Here is a 15,923-nt window from a genome sequence, read left to right as displayed (position 1 = left end):
GGACGCTCGGTCCACCGACACACCCGGGCGGGGAACTCGCTCACCCGAGGGGAGCGAGGGAGGGTTTCAGGGGCGCCGGCTGGCGCGGCGCCGACGGAGCAGTCCGGCCGCCAGCAGGCCCGCGGCGGGGAGCAGGGCGGCGGTGGGACCCGCGGCGCAGCCTCCGCCGGAGCCGCCCTCCTCGTCGTCGGTGCCCGGCGTGCCCGTCGTCGGAGGGGAGGGGCGGTCGTTCGGGGTGCCCGTCGAGGGAGTCCCCGCGTCGGTGCCGCCACCCGTCTCGCCACCCGAGGCCGCGCTGACGGTGACGACGGACGTCGCCGTGCGCGTCACCGCGCCGAAGGCCGCCGTCGCCGTCACGGTGTACTGGCCGGCCTTGGCGTAGGTGTGCTCCGCCGTCGTGCCCTCGGCCGTGCCGCCGTCGCCGAAGTCCCACGTCACCGGGACGTCCGAGGACGTCGCCGCGCGGAAGAGGGCGCGGTGCGGGGCCACGCCGCGCTCGCCCTCCACGGTGACGGACAAGGCATCCGCCGGGGGCGGCTGTTCCACGGGGGGCAGGTCCTTGCGCAGCGTGAAGCTGTCCAGCACCTTCTCGTCCGTGGTGATGAGCTTCGCGGTGAGCACACCCTCCACCACCTCCACGTCCAGGAAGCCGTGCGCCTTGTTGTCGCGCACCTGGCTCCAGCTCGGCTGGCCCACGGAGAACGCGCGCAGCGTCGCGCCACCGCCGCCCACCACCAGGTAGGGGATGCCGCCCGAGGACGCGACGCCGTCACCCTGCATCGGCTTGCTGCGCTCGTAGTTGTGGTCATGCCCCGTCAGCACCAGGTCCACGCCGTACTTCTCGAAGATGGGGCCGAACTGGCGGCGCATGGTGAGCTGCGAGCCGTGCTCGCCGCTGGACCAGGGCGGGTGGTGGAAGAAGACGACCTTCCACGGCTGCGTCGTCCCGGCCAGGTCCGTCTGGAGCCACGCCTTCTGGTCCGCCAGCGAGCAGCGCTCCGCGGACGACAGGCCGATGGCGCAGTTGGAGTCGAGCGACACGAAGTGCACGTGCCCCCAGTCGAAGGAGAAGTAGCGCTCCGAGCCCGCCGGGTTGTTGGTGGGCATGTAGAGGTTGTCCAGGTACGGCTGCCCCTGGTCCGTCACGTACTCGTGATTGCCGGGCGAGGCGAAGAGGGGAACCTCCGCCAGCAGCGCGGCCATGGGCGCGAAGAGGTGGTCCTGGAAGTCGGCCTCGGTGCCATCCGGATAGGCGTTGTCGCCCAGGGCCACGAACAGCTCCGGCTTGCGCGCGAGCATGTCGGCGGCCACCGCCTTCTGGTCCGAGCCACCCGTGCCGAAGTCACCCACCGCCGCGAAGTGCACGCGGCGCGTCCCGGGCTCGGGCGCGGTGGTGAAGCGCTTGGTGGGCGTCCTGAGGCCGCACGCGCTGACCTCGTAGGAATACTCCGTGGCGGGCTTCAGGCCGGTGAGCACCACCGCATGGACGCGGCCGGAGGCCTCCGAGCGGGCGACCTCGCTCACCGCTCCCACGCCATACCGCACCTCGGGCGAGCAGTTGGCCGCCAGTCGGAACGCCACCAGGGCGGTGTCCGGTCCGACTTTCTGGAGGTAGGGGTCGCGGGCGAGGACGCCCGCGGAAGCCACGCCCGACACCAAGGTCAGGGCCACGGCCAGGGGAAGCGGGTTGAAGCGGGTCTTCCGATGCATGCAGCCTCCTCCCGAACCATTTCGGGACGGAGGCCCAACCGTTCACTCAACGACCTTCATCCGGTGAGGGGAACAGGCGCCAGGCGGCGAGGCAGGCCCTCGCTCGCCCCACGCCTGTCCCACCGGGCACTACTTCTTGATGTCGTAGGACGCGAGGTCCTCGGTGCGCTCACCCTCCTCGCGCACCTTGCCCACGCCGGGCACCAGCCAGTACGTGCGCTCCTTGCCTTCCTTGACCTCGCCCGCGTCGTTGAGCTTGTCGCGGCGCACCTTGATGGCGTTGGTGAAGGTGCCGGCGCGCGTCTGCACCGTCACGCCCACCTCCAGCACGCGCCACGTATAGGTGGGGTCGCTGTCCTCCTTGCTGCCGTCCCCCATCACCGTCAGTTCCTGCACGGCGCTGGTGAAGGACCAGGGCAGGGCGCTCGGCGCGCGCGCCAGGGACTTCACCGTGGCGGGAGCCCACGTGGTGGTGCGCACCTGGACGCCGTCCCGGTGGTCCTCCTCGCGAAGCCGGACCACCAGCCCGTTGCTCTGCTCGGCCTGCCAGGAATACTCCTCGTAGAGGACGCCGGTGGCGACGCGGTCCTGCTTGCTGTGCACCAGCACGCCCGTCGTTCCCGCCGGAGCCCCCGGCACCTCGCGCGGCCCCTGCACCGTCACGTGCTTCTGGAAGTTGCCATGCACCGGGTCCTGGATGTCGTAGACCCACGTGGAGCCCGTCGTCAGCGGCCACAGCGTCTTCGAGGCCGCGTCATCCGGGCCGTTGTCGTTCGGGTCCTTGTCGCCCGGCAGACCCACGTCTCCGCCCGGCCCCGAAGGACCCGGTCCATCTCCGCCTGGCAGGCTCCCGCCCCCACCACAACCCACGAGCAACCATCCGGCCGCGAGCGCGACCACCCACCTGCGTGTCATGTCAGCTCCTCCCGTGTCCCCTTGGGGCTTACCGCCGTCCACCGCAGCCCCCGCAGGGGCGTGCCCTCCGTCCGTCCCAGCGCCGCCGTCAGCGAGCCAGGCACGGGCTCCTCCACTTCCAGCTCCAGCCGCCGCCCGTCGAAGTCGAGCGCGCAGCTCTTCACCAGCACATTGCGCTCGCCCAGCGCGCTCCTCAGCGACGCCTCCGCGCCCACCAGGTCATCGGCCTGCGCGGACACCAGGAGCCGCTGCTTCGCTGGCGCCGCGGGCGCCTCCCGGTTGAACAGGTCGATGACGAACAGCAGCGCCGCGACGAACAGGGTGCCCACGCCCGCGAGCCCCAGGCTGCCGTGGCCACACGCCATGCCCAGGCCAATCATCAGGAACAGGATGGCCGCGTCGCGCGGGTCCTTGAGGCCGGAGCGGAAGCGCACGAAGCCGCCCAGCCCCACCAGCCCGAAGGCCTTGGCCACGCTGTCGCCGATGACGGCGGTGATGACCGCCGCCGCCGCGCACAACAGCACCTGCGCCTGAATCATGTCCGCCTTCGGCAGCGCCCGGCGCATGAGAAACCGCCAGGGCCGCAGCGACAGCACCGTGCCGATGAACGCCGCCGCGAGCATCCGCGGCAGCATCACGGTGATGGACAACGCACTCAGCTCCGCCTTGGCGCTCTCGAAGAGCGCCGGAATCGTGGCCTCCATGTCGGGGCTCCTTTAGAGCTCGACCAGCTGTGTGGCCGCTTCCGCGACGACGCGGCTCGGGCGGACCGTGGTGCCCCGGGCGTCGAGCGTCGACGCCGTGGCGATGACCGCATAAGCGTTGCGCAACACCGGCAGACTCGTGGGATGTGCCTCCAGTACCCGTGAGATGAGCGTGCGTGCCTCGGGCCCCAGCGGCAGCCCCTTGAGCGAGGACAGCACGGTGGCGGGCCAGCGCTTCGCATGCTCCACCCGCAGCTTCCACGCCCGCGGGTCGTTCATGCCGTCCACCGAGTCCAGCGCCTCCTTCGTCTTCTTCGCCCCGCGCTCACGCAGCGCCCAGGCCTCCTCCGAGTCGAGCCCCGTCAGCGAGCGCAGCACCAGCTTCAGCGCCTTGCCCGCCAGCGCCTCGCGCAGTCCGCGCGCCACGGGCGTGTCCAGCCCCTGGGTGCCGCGCAGCACCGCCAGCCTGTCGTGCGGCAGGAGCGCCTCGCGCAGCGCGTCCGCCCGCGCGTCCGTCAGACCTCCCAGGCTGCGGGCCACTTCGGCGTACAGCGAGCGCTGCATTCCGGCCTCGCGCACCAGCCAGGACTCCTCGCCGTCCACGCCGGAGAGCCCCAGCAGCACGTCGACCAGACGTCCGTCCTTCATGCCACGCTCGCGCAGCGCCCACGCCTGGGGGGAGCTGTCGCCCTTCAGGCCCTGGAGCACCTCCGACGGGGCCTGGGCATGCAGCCGCTCGCGCATCATCGACGCTCGCGCGCCGGTGATTCCCGCCAGGCCGAGCGCCACCTGCGCGGGGGACAGCGGCGCCAGCACCTCGCGCAGCGTCCACGCGGCGTCGTCGCTCAGGCCCTGGAGGCCCCGCGCGGTGAGGGCGGGGAAGCGCTCCACGAAGGCCAGCCGACGCTGGTGCGCCATGAGCCCGGGAAGGCCGCCCAGCATCCACACCGCGAGCGACGGCTCGCGCACCTCCACGGTGTCCAGGGCCTGGAAGAAGCGCGCCTCCACGTCCTCCACCGCGACGGGGCCCGAGTGCACGGGCGTCGTCGGCACGGGGACGATGCGCTGCACGGGCGTGTCACGCCCCTCCAGCCGCGCCACCACCGCTTCCACCAGACGCTGCTCCAGCACGTGCAGCGGCGCGTCGTTGTTCTCCAGGATGAGCCAGCGCCGAGGGTCTTCCTTGGCCAGGGCCAGGAAGGACTCGCGCACGCGCACCGCCAGGCCCGCGCCCGCCAGCCCCTTGCGGCTGTCTCCGTCCGCGCTTCGCCCCGACTGGGCCTTGCCCAGCCGCTTGCGCCACCGCGCCAGGTCCGGGTCCACATCCACCAGGATGACCAGGTCCGGCCACAGCCCCTGCGAGGCCAGCTCGCACGCGGGCCGCAGCTCCGACATGGGAAGTCCCCGGCCACCGCCGCTCAGCGCGAGCTGCGAGTACAGGTAACGGTCGGTGATGCAGACCTCGCCCCGTGACAGCGCGGGCGCCACCACCTCCTCCAGTTGCTGCGCGTCGCGCGCCAGGTTGAGAAAGAACTCCGCGCGTGGCGACATCTCCAGCAGGCGCGCATCGCGCGTCAGCTCCCGTACGCGCCGGGCCGTGGACGAGCGCAGCTCGCCTCCTTCCCGTGCGTGCGCCACCCGGTAGCCGAGCTTCTTCAGCCTCCCGGCCAGCAGGTTGGAGAGCGTCGTCTTGCCGCTGCCGTCAATCCCCTCGAAGTCGATGAACACGGTGCCTTATCCCCTCGCGACCCCATCCGCGGCGAAGGCGTGAACCCTCGCCATCCCCTCAGCGAACTTGCTGTACGTCGGCGCGCCGCCCGGATTGAGCGACGACAGCCAGTCGGGCAGCTCCTGCCCCAGGTGCTTCACCTCCACCACCACGCGCTCTTCGTTCCAAAGCGGCGGTCCCAGTCGCTCCGTCGTCAGGGCAAGCTGGGACATGGCCAGCTCCGGGGCAATGTGGTGGTAGCCGATGTCCCGGTCCACCGTCACCCGCCACGCCTGCGACGCCTGATACACGTGCCGCTGGTACGTCACCGCCAGCACCGGCATCAGGCTGCCTCCAGTGATGAGCGGCAACAGGCGCGCGCCCCCTCGCAACACGCGCCCCAGGTCCGAGCGCGGCACCCAGACCCGACGCTTCTGCGTGAGGCCGTGACGCTCGCGCTTCACCTCCAGCACCACGCGCTCCACGCCGCCCGAGCCCACGTCCGGCGAGTACTCCTTCGTGCGGACCTTGAGGCAGTCCTCCGGCGAGCGCAGCGCGCGCGACGCCAACGGACAACCTGGCCGGTCGAAATAGACGGACACGATGCGCGTGGGCAACGGCGCCTGTCCCCCCAGCTCCATCGACAACCGCGCGCACAGCGCGAGCGCGGTCTGCTCCCCGAGCACCAGCTTGAACTCACGCCGGAGTCGGGTCACTTCTCCCTCGGCGAACGAGAGCATGACGTGTCTCCGTGACTAGAAGCGGGTGGCGAGCTGCAGCGAGTACTCGAGGCCCGGCGCCTCGTCTCCCGGCCGCAACGCGCGCTCCACCTGGAACTGCCCCCGAAAACGACTCCCCAAGAGAAGGTTGAGACCCCCGAGCAGCGAGTGGCCCCGACCTTCCACATCCCCTCTCAACTGCAACCCCTCCGCTCCGACAACAGGCTGGAGCGCCCACTCCGTCGTCACCGGCACCGTCCAGCTCGCCAGCAGGAGCTGCGCGGTGAACGGCCCCACGGGCAGCCGTCCCGTGACGACTTCACCCGTCACGTTCAGCCCGCCGAACTTGAGCTCCGCGTCCGCCGCCACCGCGTGCCGACGCGCCCTGTCCAGCGCCTCCGCCACATACGTGCTGACGCCCAGGGTGAGCATCTTCTTGAGCGGACGCACGCTCACGCGCCCGGCCAGGTCCTCCTTGGTGCGCACGCCCAGCTCGTCCTTGGAGCCCTGGAACACGCCCGCGGACACGCGGACATCCCAGAGGCTCTTGAGCCGCACCTCGCCCATCAGTCCCATCCGACGGCCGCCCAGCTCGTGCACGTCCCCCAGGTAGTCCTCCACCAAGCCGCGTCCCTGGATGGGCAGGCTCCACGAGCCCTCCAGCCGGCGCTGGAGGAAGGGGGCCTTGAACTGGCCGCCATAGAGGCGGAAGCGCTTGCCGTCATCCGCCAGGCGCACGAAGGCGTCCTTGAGGATGTTGGAGTCCGCGAGGTCCGCGCTCACCTCGGCCTCCAGGTTGGGCAGCGACGTGCCCACGCCCACGCGCGCGGAAGGGATGCTCAGCGTGCGCTGGTACTTCGAGCGCTCGTCCGCGTTGGCGCGTGCGTAGACGCGGCCGAAGACGCGCACCGTCTGCACCTCGTCCGCGGGCGTGTCGTCCAGCGCGGTGGCGTCCTCGCCCAGCGAGTCCTCCTGCTGCGCGCCCGGCTTCGACTTCTTCTTCTTCTTTTTCTCCTCCGGCGAAGGCTGCGCGGCCGTGGGCTGCGCGCCCGTCGGCGGCACCGGCTTCACCGCGTCGCTCGGGTCTCCCGGCTGGATTCGCGGCGGCATCGCCTGCGCCAGCGCTCCTTCCGGGAGGGTGTTCTGGGAGGGCTCCAGGGGCTCGGAGCCCTCCGGTGGTCCGCTCTCGGGCGCGTCGACTCCATCCACCACGCCGCCCGAGAGCGGATCCTCCACGGCCACCGCATCACCGGTGTCCAGCCCCATGCCGCTCGCCGAGGCCTGGGCCTCCGCGAACGCTGGTCCACTCAGGAGGACCGCGATGAGGAGGCCCCGCCTCCCCAGATCATCCAACCGCCACCCGCCCATGTTCCCCGCCTCCCCATCGCAGCCGGGAGAGCCCTTGTGCAACTGCGGTGCCCGAAGCGACAACGTCGGGTGCAGGACGGCGGTGGACGGCGAGCGCCCGTGCCAGGGCGCGAAAACGTCGTGACGAGGTCGTTACCTGCCCACGGGTGGGAACGAAAGTTCCACTGCGTGGGCAGCCGGGCCTGTACGAATGTCGATCAACCGGTGGAAGGAGTTACCGGTTGGACGCCGCATCCGCCGCCGGGGCGGTGGAGTCGCTCGACCCGGTGGGTGCGGTGGGCTCCGCCGAGGTCGCCGGCGCCTGCGCCTCGGCGCTGTCGGGCGTGCTCGCGGGCGAGGTCGGGCCCTTCAGCCGCCGTATCGCGCCCCGCACACCCCACACGAGCGCGGTGCCGGAGGCCAGCACGAGCAGGCCCCAGCTCAACCCCTGCGGCAGCGGCTGCGAGGCCACCGTGACGTAGCCCGTCAGCACCTTGAGGTGCGTGTTCTGGTAGCGGACCTCCAGCTCATAGAGGCCCGGCTCGTCGAAGGTCAGCTCCGTGTGCCAGTTGACGCCGTCGCGCGTCAGCGTCTTCGTCACCTGGGCGGGCGAGTCCTTCAGGTGCACCGTCAGCGTCAGCGGGCCGGTGAACTCGGCGCCCTGGAACGCGCCCACGTGGAGCGACAGCAGCGCGGGCTCGCCCTCACGGGGGAGGGCGGGGTGAAGCGTACCCTGCAGGCGCTCCTCGGCATCCGCCCAGCGCAGCTCCAGGACGTCGCCGCGCCTCTCCAGGCGGAGTTGATCCGCACCCGGAGTGACTGCGAGCGCACCCGTAGCCAGCAGGCAGGCAATCAGCGCGCCGACCGAATTCCGTGCGAGCCACCTTTGCCTCGGCGGCCGCTGTCCCCTAAGATGGCGACCCCTAGCGCATTCCATCTGAGCCAACTCCCCCGGCCAGAGTACCGGGATGAACCCTCAATCATTCGGGAAATATCAGCTCCTGAAGAAGCTCGCCACCGGCGGCATGGCCGAGGTGTGGCTGGCGCGTCAGTCGGGCATCGAGGGGTTCCACAAGAACCTCGTCGTCAAGCGCATCCTTCCGCATCTGGCGGAGGACCGTGAATTCGTCGAGATGTTCCGGAACGAGGCGCTCATCGCGGCGCGCTTCAACCATCCGAACATCGCGCAGGTCTACGAGTTCGGCGAGGCGAACGGCACCTACTACATCGCCATGGAGTTCATCCACGGCGAGGACCTGGGCCGGGTCATGCGCAAGGCGGCCAGCGCGGGCCAGTGGATAGCGCGCCCCCTGGCCATCCGCATCGTCGCGGCGGCGTGCGAGGGGCTGTACTACGCCCACAGCCGCACGGACGACGCGGGTCGGCCGCTGCGCGTGGTGCACCGCGATATCTCGCCGCAGAACATCCTCATCAGCTTTGACGGTTCGGTGAAGCTGGTGGACTTCGGCATCGCGAAGGCCGCGGACCAGGCGTCGCTGACGAAGTCGGGCGCCATCAAGGGCAAGTTCGCGTACATGGCGCCCGAGCAGGCCGCCGGCAAGCCGCTGGACGGGCGCGCGGACATCTTCGCCATCGGCCTGGTGCTCTACGAACTGCTCACGGGCGTGCGCCCGCTGAAGCGGGACTCGGAACTGGCCACGCTCCAGGCCGCCATGGAGTGCGCCATCCAGCCGCCGTCGCAGGTGGCGGACGTGCCGGAGGAGATGGACCCGGTGGTGATGCGGGCCGTCACCAAGAACGCGGATGACCGCTACCGGGATGCGCGGACGTTCCAGACGGCGCTGGAGGAGATTCTCGTCGGCCAGCGCTGGGTGGCGGGCTCGGTGCAGATCTCCGAGCTGATGGAGACGCTGTTCGCGGACCGGCTCGCGGACGAGAAGGCCCAGGGTCAGGTCGTCCCGGTGGACGACGATGCCTCGGGCGGCTCGCCGGCGCCGCCTCCGCCTCCTCAAGAGCGGGGCCGGGGCCGTCCGTCGTCCGCGGACATGAGCTGGGATGCGCCTCCGGGTGAGGCGTCCGCGCCTCGTGAGCGAGGCCGTGCTCCGCCCTCGCGCTCCGCGCCGCCTCCGCCTCCGCGTCGCACGGGTGCGTCCGCGCAGCCTGTCATCGAAGAGGACCCGGGCGAGTGGGACGCTCCCTCGGGCGATGTCGAGGTGCCGCCGCGCCGCCGGCCCGCGACGTCCGACTCGATGCGCCGGCCCAGCAGCGCGAATGCCACCCAGGTGGCGCGCACCAGCTCCCGCTCGGACCTGCGCAGCGCCGTCACCAATCCTGGGGAGCCGCCGCCCGCGCCGCGCCGCTCCATGACGCGGGCCTCGCCGGTGGTGGATGTGGATCCGCCCCCGCCGCCGCGATCGCGCACGTCCGCGCAGTTGGATTTGGACGAGCGCACGCGCATGGAGGACGACGAGGACGACGAGCGGACCATGCTTCCGCCGCCGGAGCCCTCGCCGCCGCCGCGCCGCCGCACGGGGATGCAGTCGCAGGTGTCCGCGCCGGAGCCGCCGCCGCGCCGGCGCACCTCCAGTCGCGCGGAGATGCCCGCGCCGCCGCCGACGCGCTCCCGGGCCTCGCTCTCCGCTGCGCCCGCGGTGCGGGTGCATGACGACGTCGACCGCGCCATCTCGGACGACTCCCGCCGCACGCGCCGCACCATGGCCACGCGCAACGTGGCCACGCTGGGCTTCATCGTGGGGTTGCTGGCGGTGGTGGCCATCTTCCACAAGCCCATCCTCGCGGTGCTCAGCGCCACCGCGTCGGACGGGCAGGGCGTGCGGCTCACCATCAACACCAACGAGCGGGTGAAGGTCTCCGTGCGCCACACGAATGGCTGCGGAGGCTCGCAGCTCGTCACCGAGCTGGGCATGACGCCGCTGACGCTGGTGTCCGGCGCGCACCTGCAGGACACGCTCATCCTGGAGAACGAGCAGCAGGGCATCTACAAGGAGGACACCGACACGCTGGCCTTCGGCGAGCCGGGTCAGGCCAAGGTGCTCACCCAGGAGTTCCGCCGGGGACAGTTGCTGCTGCTGCTCAAGCCGGACAGCGTGCGCGGCATCACCGTGCGCCGTCGAGACCAGGACGTCGGCCTGTACCAGGGCGGCAACGGCAAGGGCCTCAAAATCGAGCTGATGGAGGGCAAGCACAAGCTCGAGCTGAACGGTGGCCCGCTGAAGGAGCCGTTCCACTTCGAGGTCGACATCAAGCCCAACAGCATCAACCGGGAGACGCAGGACCTGTCCGCGTTCCTCGGCTGAGCCGCCGCGCCCCGCCTCAGTAGCGGGGCAGGCTCGAGTCCACCTGAAGCGAGTACAGGTCGATGCCGCCTCGCAGCGACACGGCCTGCAACCCACGGGATATCAGGTAGGCCGCGCCGTCCAGGCTGCGCACGCCGTGGTGGCAGTAGACGACGACAGGCCGGCCCCGCAGGGCCTCCAACTCGTCGGCGCGCTCGTCCAGCTCCGGCAGGGGGATGAGCACCGACTCCGGCAGCGCGACGTACTCGTTCTCGTGCGGGAAGCGCACGTCCAGCAGGGCGGGGCGGGACTCGGCGGGGCCCGCGAGCAGCTCGGCGAGGCGGGCGGGCGTGATTTCGGGGATGGGCATGGGGGCTTTCGTCAGGCAGTCACGGCGCAGAAGCGCTCGTAGTCGATGAGCTCCACCTTCGCGCCCGGTGAGCACACCGGACACCCGGCGTCCCGGCGCAGCTTCAGCTCCTGGAAGCGGGTGGCCAGCGCGTCGAAGGTGAGCAGCCGGCCGACGAGCGTCTCGCCCTGGCCGAGCAGCAGCTTGAGGGCCTCGTTGGCCTGGAGGAGGCCGATGATGCCGGGCAGCACGCCCAGCACGCCGGCCTCCGCGCACGACGGCGCCAGCTCTGGGGGCGGTGGGGCGGGGTAGAGGCAGCGGTAGCACGGGCCCTGGCCGGGCACGAAAGTCGTCACCTGGCCCTCGAAGCGGAACACGGAGCCGTGGATGTTGGGCAGGCCCTTCATGAGGCACGCGTCGTTGAGCAGGTAGCGGGTGGGGAAGTTGTCTCCTCCGTCGAGGACGAGGTCGAACCCCTCCAGCACGCGCAGGACGTTGTGCGAGGTGAGCCGCTCCTGGAAGGGGATGACGCGGACGTCCGGGTTGAGGGCTTCAATCGCGGCCTTCGCGCTCACGACCTTGGGCTGGCCCCGGCGCTCCTGGGTGTGCAGCACCTGTCGCTGGAGGTTGCTCAGGTCCACCACGTCCGAGTCGACGATGCCCAGCGTCCCCACGCCCGCCGCCGCCAGGTACAGCGCCGCCGGTGAGCCCAGCCCGCCCGCGCCCATCAGCAGCACGCGCGACTTCAAGAGCTTCGCCTGCCCCTCCTCGCCGACCTCCGGGAGGATGAGGTGCCGGCGGTAGCGCTCCTTCTGTTCGGCGCTGAGCACGAAAGGCTTCTCCACCGGCAGCGCCGCGTCGCTCCAGCGGTTGTAGCCCCCCGCCAGCGAGGCCACGCGCGTGTAGCCCAGCTCCTTCAGGCTCTTCACCGCCAGCGCCGAGCGCGTCCCTCCAGCGCAGTAGACGACGAGCTCCTCGTCGCGGCCGGCGCGCTCCTCGATTCGCAGCTCCAGGTAGCCTCGGGGGATGTGCACGGCGCCGGGCAGCCGCCCGCCCGCGTACTCGTCCGCCTCCCGCACGTCGATGAGCTTCACGGCGGCCCGGCTGTCCAGCAGCCGCTTCACCTCGTCCACGGTGACTTCGCGAATCTCCTGTTTCACACCGGCCAGAAGCTCACGGAAGGTAGGCGCCATGGGGCGGGGTATAACCCGACGCCCGGGCGGCTTCCGCGTGGGATGAAGCGTCCTGGGCGCTCGGGCGGCCGGTCCCATGGATTTTCCGGCCCCGGGCGTTATAAAGGGCCGTTCGAGAGGAGATTTTCCCGACATGGATACGACGACCACGACCCCCGCCCCGGTCACCACGACGGCCCCCCAGTCCGCCCCGCCCGAGGCCGTGCGTTTGACGGAAGGCGCCATCCGGCAGGTGAAGGAGGTCATCAAGGCCCAGGGCTTCGAGGGCTACTTCTTCTCCATCCGCGTCGTGCCGGCCGGCTGCAGCGGCCTGGGCTACGACTTGAACCTGGTCAAGGAGTCGAAGGCCGGCGACAGCGTCTGGGAGCAGGACGGCGTGAAGCTCGCCACCGACGGCATGAGCGCCCAGTACCTGGCCGGCACGGAGATCGACTACGTCTCCGCCATCACCGGCGCGGGCTTCAAGTTCAACAACCCGAACGCGAAGTCCTCCTGCGGCTGCGGCACCTCGTTCACCACCTGATTCGAGTCGCCGGATGACTCAGGTCCGCGAGGGTGGGTGTACCGCCCTCCCTCGCGTTCCTCCCGCGCCGCGCGGGCCTGCTCAGGCCCCGGCGATGGGCTGCATCACCTTCAACCAGGACTGGTTCTCCTTCTGCCGAGCGAGTCGCTGGGCGCGCCGCGCCTCGGCCTCCCGGAACGACTCGCGCTCCGTCTCCGTCTCCATCAGCAGCGGCGGCACCGGGACACGGCTTCCGTCCTTGTCGATGGCGACGAACGTCAGCAGCGCGCTGGTGGTGAGCGTGCGCTCGCCAGTGAGGGGGTTCTCCGCGTGCACCGTGACGCCCACCTCCATGGAGGTGCGGAAGGCGGCGAGCACGCGCGAGTGCAGGAGCGCAATCCAGCCGACCTTGATGGGCGCGTGGAAGTGCAGGTCATCCATGGACGCCGTCACCACGACTTGCCGGCAGTGACGCTGGGCGGCCACCGCGCCGCAGATGTCGATCCACTCCATCACCTTCCCGCCGAACGCCGCGTTCAGGTTGTTGGCGTCCGGAGGCAGGATGAGCTGGGTCATCACCACCTCCGTGTCCTTGGCTCGCTTGGGCGTCATGTCAGCCATCTCACACCTTCCATCCTGGGACTGGGGCCACGTGCGTGGGGCCCCGGTGCCTCATGCCAGGAAGGTGGAGACGCGGTCCAGGAACTCCTCGCGGCCCCGGCCCCGGCGGATGTCCTGGCGTGACACATCCATCACCAGGCACTCCACGCCGTACTTCTCCTGGAGCACCTGGGGGAAGGACGCGTAGTAGCCGTTGAGGCCCCGGAGGAACTGCGGGCGGATGCCCTTCTCCTCTTCGCGGCCCCGGGTGCGGATGCGGTCCAACAGCACGTCCACGCTGCCGACCTCGAAGCAGATGACCTTGTCCGGGCGGATGATGTGGCGCGACAGGCGCTGGAAGTACTCGTAGTACAGGTCCAGCTCCGCGTTCGTCAGGTGCCCCAGGCCGTGCAGGTACTTGGCGAAAATCTCCGGGTCCTCGTACAGCGTGCGGTCCTGCACGCAGCTGCGGCGGTACGAGTGGATGAGCTCGTGGTGCTCCACGCGGCGGATGAGGAACTCGAGCTGGAGCGTGAAGGACCAGCGCGACATGTCCGAGTAGTAGTCGCGCAGGAAGCGGTTGTCGATGACGGGCTCGTCGAACAGCTCGTAGCCGAAGCTCTGGCTGAGCATCTTCGCCGCCGTCGTCTTGCCCGCGCCGATGTTGCCCGACAGCGCCACGAAGCGCCGTCCCTTGGGCGCCTTCACCTTCGTCTTCTCCTTCACCTTCACCGAGTTCTTGGCGCGTGAGGCAGGGGCCTCGCGCCCGGGTGCTTCCGGAGAAGGCTTCGGGGCGGCGGCCGGAGGAGGGGACGGGCGCGAGCGCGAGGTGGTACGAGGCATGGATCCGGGGCTTAACCCGGCTTGGTAGCGTCGTCCATTCGCTGCCTCAGCAGGTCCGGCCGGTCCGTCATGATGCCGCCGACGCCTTCCTCCAGCAGTGCGCGCATCTCGTCCGGGTCATCCACCGTCCAGACGTTGACCCACTTGCCGCGCGCCGCGCAGTCGCGCAGGAACTGCGCGTCCACCAGCCGCACCTCGCCGAAGTACAGCGGCATGTCGAGCACGGTGAAGCGAGGGTCCTCCGGCGGCGATTCTCCACCACGCAGCGCGATGACGAGCGCGGCCAGCGCGTCGCGGGGATAGAAGTGACACGCGTGGGGCAGCCGGGCGACCAGGCGCTCGCCCACCGCGTCCTGCTCGCTGCCCATGCACACGCGCTCCACCGCCCCTTCGTCCTCCAGCAGCCGCGCGAAGACCTCCTCGTGGCCGGGCACGTCTGGCTTCAGCTCCACGTTGAGGCGCAGTGATGGAAAGGCGCGCAGCACCTCGCGCAGCGTGGGCATCCGCACGCCCTGGCCCCGAAAGGGGAACGTCCGTCCCTCGTCCAGGGTGAAGCCGTACCCCGCGTCGAGCTTCTTCAGCTCCGCCAGCGTGTGCCCCGCGAGCGGGCCAAAGCCATCCGTGCAGCGCTCCAGCGTGTCGTCATGCGCCACGACGACTTCGCCGTCCCGCGTCACGTGTACGTCCAACTCCAGCATGTCCGTGCGGAAGCCCTCCACCGCCTGCTGGAAGGCTTCCAGCGTGTTCTCTGGGGCCAGCGACGCGCCTCCTCGGTGCGAGATGTGCAGCGTAGGCCGCAGTCCTCGGAGGAAGGCGGGAAGGGCATTCATGGCTTCCTCGAATTCACGCGGGTGTGACCGACCCCGGAGGGGGGGCTTCCTTGCCGGCCCCCGCTGGCCGCCGGTATAAGGCCGACATCCTCGGACCGACCGGCGTCGACTTCAACCCTCGTGACGCCGCGACAAGAATGGAGAGACTAGACATGCAACTGCGCAAGACTCTTGGCGCGGCGGCGCTGATCACCGCGGCGGTTTTTGCTTCGGCGGCGGGCTGCTCCGGTCGTGATGATGACGACGGTGAGACGCCTGACTCCGGCCCGGGCTGTACCGGCGCGTGCGGCACGGATGCCGGTACGGATGCTGGCACGGACGGCGGCCCCACCACGCTGAACTGTCCGGATCCGCTCCCAGCCGTCGGCCCCATCGGCACCCTTCGCACCACCGGCCAGCGTGGCGACAAGGCCACCCTGACCAACGTCGTCGTCACGGCCGTCAGCAACGTGTCCCGCGGCAGCCTGGGTGACTACATCGCCCGCTTCTGGGTGGTGAACCCCTGCTTCCCGAAGGAGGGCATGTACGTCGACAAGTACTTCACGGATGTCACCACCAACTACGAGCCCGTGGTGGGTGACGTGCTCACCGTGTCCGGCGTGTTCCGTCGCTTCAAGGCGGACGCCACCGACAACCTCCCCAACAACCGCGACGCGTACCGTCCCGTGTTGAAGAACGACTTCCTGCTCGCGGTGCAGGGCAGCAGCGGCAAGGTGACCATCACCAAGCTCAGCTCCGGCCCGGCCCTGCCGGACGTCACCAACCTGCCGGCGAACTTCGGCAACTCCGAGGGCGGCACGACCAAGCCCAACGCCGACTATGCCGGCGCGCGCGTCCACATCCCGGGCCCCCTCACCATCACCAACGCGACGCCCTTCGCCATGAAGCAGCGCCCGGAGGATCCGGACAGCGGCACGTACCTGGGCTTCGAGGTCACCGGCGGCGTGCTGGTGGGGAACTACAAGACCTTCTCCTCCTGCGACCTGCGCGTGACGGCCGAGGACGGCGGCACGGTGACGTTCCCCAACGGCATCCGCGGCGTGTATGAGACCTACACCAACCCGCCCTGCACCGACGGTGGCGTGGTGGCGGCCGACGGCGGCAGCAGCTTCCGCTGCAACGCGTACGGCGAGGGCATCATCCCGGGCACGACGAACGACTACACCTATGTCGTCTACCCGATGAACTGCGACCCGGACATGGTCGGCTCCGCGGCGCCGTGATTCAGGCCTTCATCCCCGTTCGG

15 protein-coding genes are annotated in these 15,923 nt (G+C 70.4%); 3 read left to right on the top strand and 12 right to left on the bottom strand.

Translation table 11 applies throughout. The annotated features are described in order from the left end of the window. Nucleotides 1-66: 66 nt before the first annotated feature. The 7 genes from LZ199_RS12600 to LZ199_RS12570 form a co-directional block, all read right to left on the bottom strand. On the bottom strand, nucleotides 67-1,710 hold the full coding sequence (locus LZ199_RS12600; RefSeq protein ID WP_253993919.1) for a metallophosphoesterase: 1,644 nt from the start codon (nucleotides 1,708-1,710) through the stop codon (nucleotides 67-69). A 129-nt stretch (nucleotides 1,711-1,839) separates the two neighbouring features. Further along, entirely contained in the window at nucleotides 1,840-2,625 is a 786-nt protein-coding gene (locus tag LZ199_RS12595) for a hypothetical protein (protein ID WP_253993918.1), read from the bottom strand. Continuing rightward, the gene (locus tag LZ199_RS12590; RefSeq protein WP_253993917.1) at nucleotides 2,622-3,329 is read right to left on the bottom strand and encodes a DUF4956 domain-containing protein; all 708 of its coding nucleotides are present in this window, start codon (nucleotides 3,327-3,329) and stop codon (nucleotides 2,622-2,624) included. The genes LZ199_RS12595 and LZ199_RS12590 overlap by 4 nt, the downstream gene beginning before the upstream one ends. 12 nt (nucleotides 3,330-3,341) lie before the next feature. Next, on the bottom strand, nucleotides 3,342-5,057 hold the full coding sequence (gene tmk, locus LZ199_RS12585; protein ID WP_253993916.1) for a dTMP kinase: 1,716 nt from the start codon (nucleotides 5,055-5,057) through the stop codon (nucleotides 3,342-3,344). Between the two features lie 6 nt (nucleotides 5,058-5,063). Continuing rightward, a complete protein-coding gene (locus LZ199_RS12580; protein ID WP_253993915.1) occupies nucleotides 5,064-5,777 on the bottom strand; it encodes a VTC domain-containing protein in 714 nt (237 codons plus the stop codon). Nucleotides 5,778-5,792: 15 nt separating this feature from the next. Then, nucleotides 5,793-7,124, bottom strand: coding sequence for a hypothetical protein (locus tag LZ199_RS12575; protein WP_253993914.1), 1,332 nt, complete (start codon nucleotides 7,122-7,124; stop codon nucleotides 5,793-5,795). A gap of 214 nt (nucleotides 7,125-7,338) precedes the next feature. Then, complete coding sequence (locus LZ199_RS12570; protein ID WP_253993913.1) at nucleotides 7,339-7,779, bottom strand: hypothetical protein; 441 nt, start codon at nucleotides 7,777-7,779, stop codon at nucleotides 7,339-7,341. A 292-nt stretch (nucleotides 7,780-8,071) separates the two neighbouring features. Between LZ199_RS12570 and LZ199_RS12565 the strand changes: the two genes are divergently transcribed. After that, entirely contained in the window at nucleotides 8,072-10,381 is a 2,310-nt protein-coding gene (locus LZ199_RS12565) for a serine/threonine protein kinase (protein WP_253993912.1), read from the top strand. 16 nt (nucleotides 10,382-10,397) lie between these two features. Here LZ199_RS12565 and LZ199_RS12560 read toward each other — a convergent pair whose 3' ends face one another. Together LZ199_RS12560 and moeB are read right to left on the bottom strand one after the other, a co-directional pair. Next, entirely contained in the window at nucleotides 10,398-10,730 is a 333-nt protein-coding gene (locus tag LZ199_RS12560) for a rhodanese-like domain-containing protein (protein WP_253993911.1), read from the bottom strand. A gap of 11 nt (nucleotides 10,731-10,741) precedes the next feature. Next, nucleotides 10,742-11,902 carry a molybdopterin-synthase adenylyltransferase MoeB gene (gene moeB, locus LZ199_RS12555; protein ID WP_253993910.1) on the bottom strand — a complete coding sequence of 387 codons (1,161 nt, stop codon included), beginning with the start codon at nucleotides 11,900-11,902 and terminating at the stop codon, nucleotides 10,742-10,744. 133 nt (nucleotides 11,903-12,035) lie between these two features. Between moeB and LZ199_RS12550 the strand changes: the two genes are divergently transcribed. Further along, nucleotides 12,036-12,425 carry a HesB/IscA family protein gene (locus LZ199_RS12550; protein WP_253993909.1) on the top strand — a complete coding sequence of 130 codons (390 nt, stop codon included), beginning with the start codon at nucleotides 12,036-12,038 and terminating at the stop codon, nucleotides 12,423-12,425. Nucleotides 12,426-12,506: 81 nt separating this feature from the next. On the opposite strand, the gene LZ199_RS12545 is transcribed toward LZ199_RS12550, so the two are convergent. Genes LZ199_RS12545 through LZ199_RS12535 form a run of 3 tightly spaced genes read right to left on the bottom strand, consistent with a single transcriptional unit; the run spans nucleotide 12,507 to nucleotide 14,677 of the window. After that, a complete protein-coding gene (locus LZ199_RS12545; RefSeq protein ID WP_253993908.1) occupies nucleotides 12,507-13,025 on the bottom strand; it encodes an acyl-CoA thioesterase in 519 nt (172 codons plus the stop codon). A gap of 51 nt (nucleotides 13,026-13,076) precedes the next feature. After that, a complete protein-coding gene (locus LZ199_RS12540; RefSeq protein WP_253993907.1) occupies nucleotides 13,077-13,847 on the bottom strand; it encodes a deoxynucleoside kinase in 771 nt (256 codons plus the stop codon). A gap of 11 nt (nucleotides 13,848-13,858) precedes the next feature. Further along, nucleotides 13,859-14,677 carry a glycerophosphodiester phosphodiesterase gene (locus LZ199_RS12535; protein ID WP_253993906.1) on the bottom strand — a complete coding sequence of 273 codons (819 nt, stop codon included), beginning with the start codon at nucleotides 14,675-14,677 and terminating at the stop codon, nucleotides 13,859-13,861. A gap of 152 nt (nucleotides 14,678-14,829) precedes the next feature. Here LZ199_RS12535 and LZ199_RS12530 point away from each other — a divergent pair, with 152 nt between their 5' ends. Continuing rightward, nucleotides 14,830-15,900, top strand: a complete 1,071-nt coding sequence (locus LZ199_RS12530; RefSeq protein WP_253993905.1) for a hypothetical protein — start codon at nucleotides 14,830-14,832, stop codon at nucleotides 15,898-15,900. Nucleotides 15,901-15,923: the final 23 nt, after the last annotated feature.

The sequence above is a fragment of the Myxococcus qinghaiensis genome (assembly GCF_024198215.1).
GTDB lineage: Bacteria > Myxococcota > Myxococcia > Myxococcales > Myxococcaceae > Myxococcus > Myxococcus qinghaiensis.
This window is presented reverse-complemented; position numbering and strand designations above follow the sequence as displayed.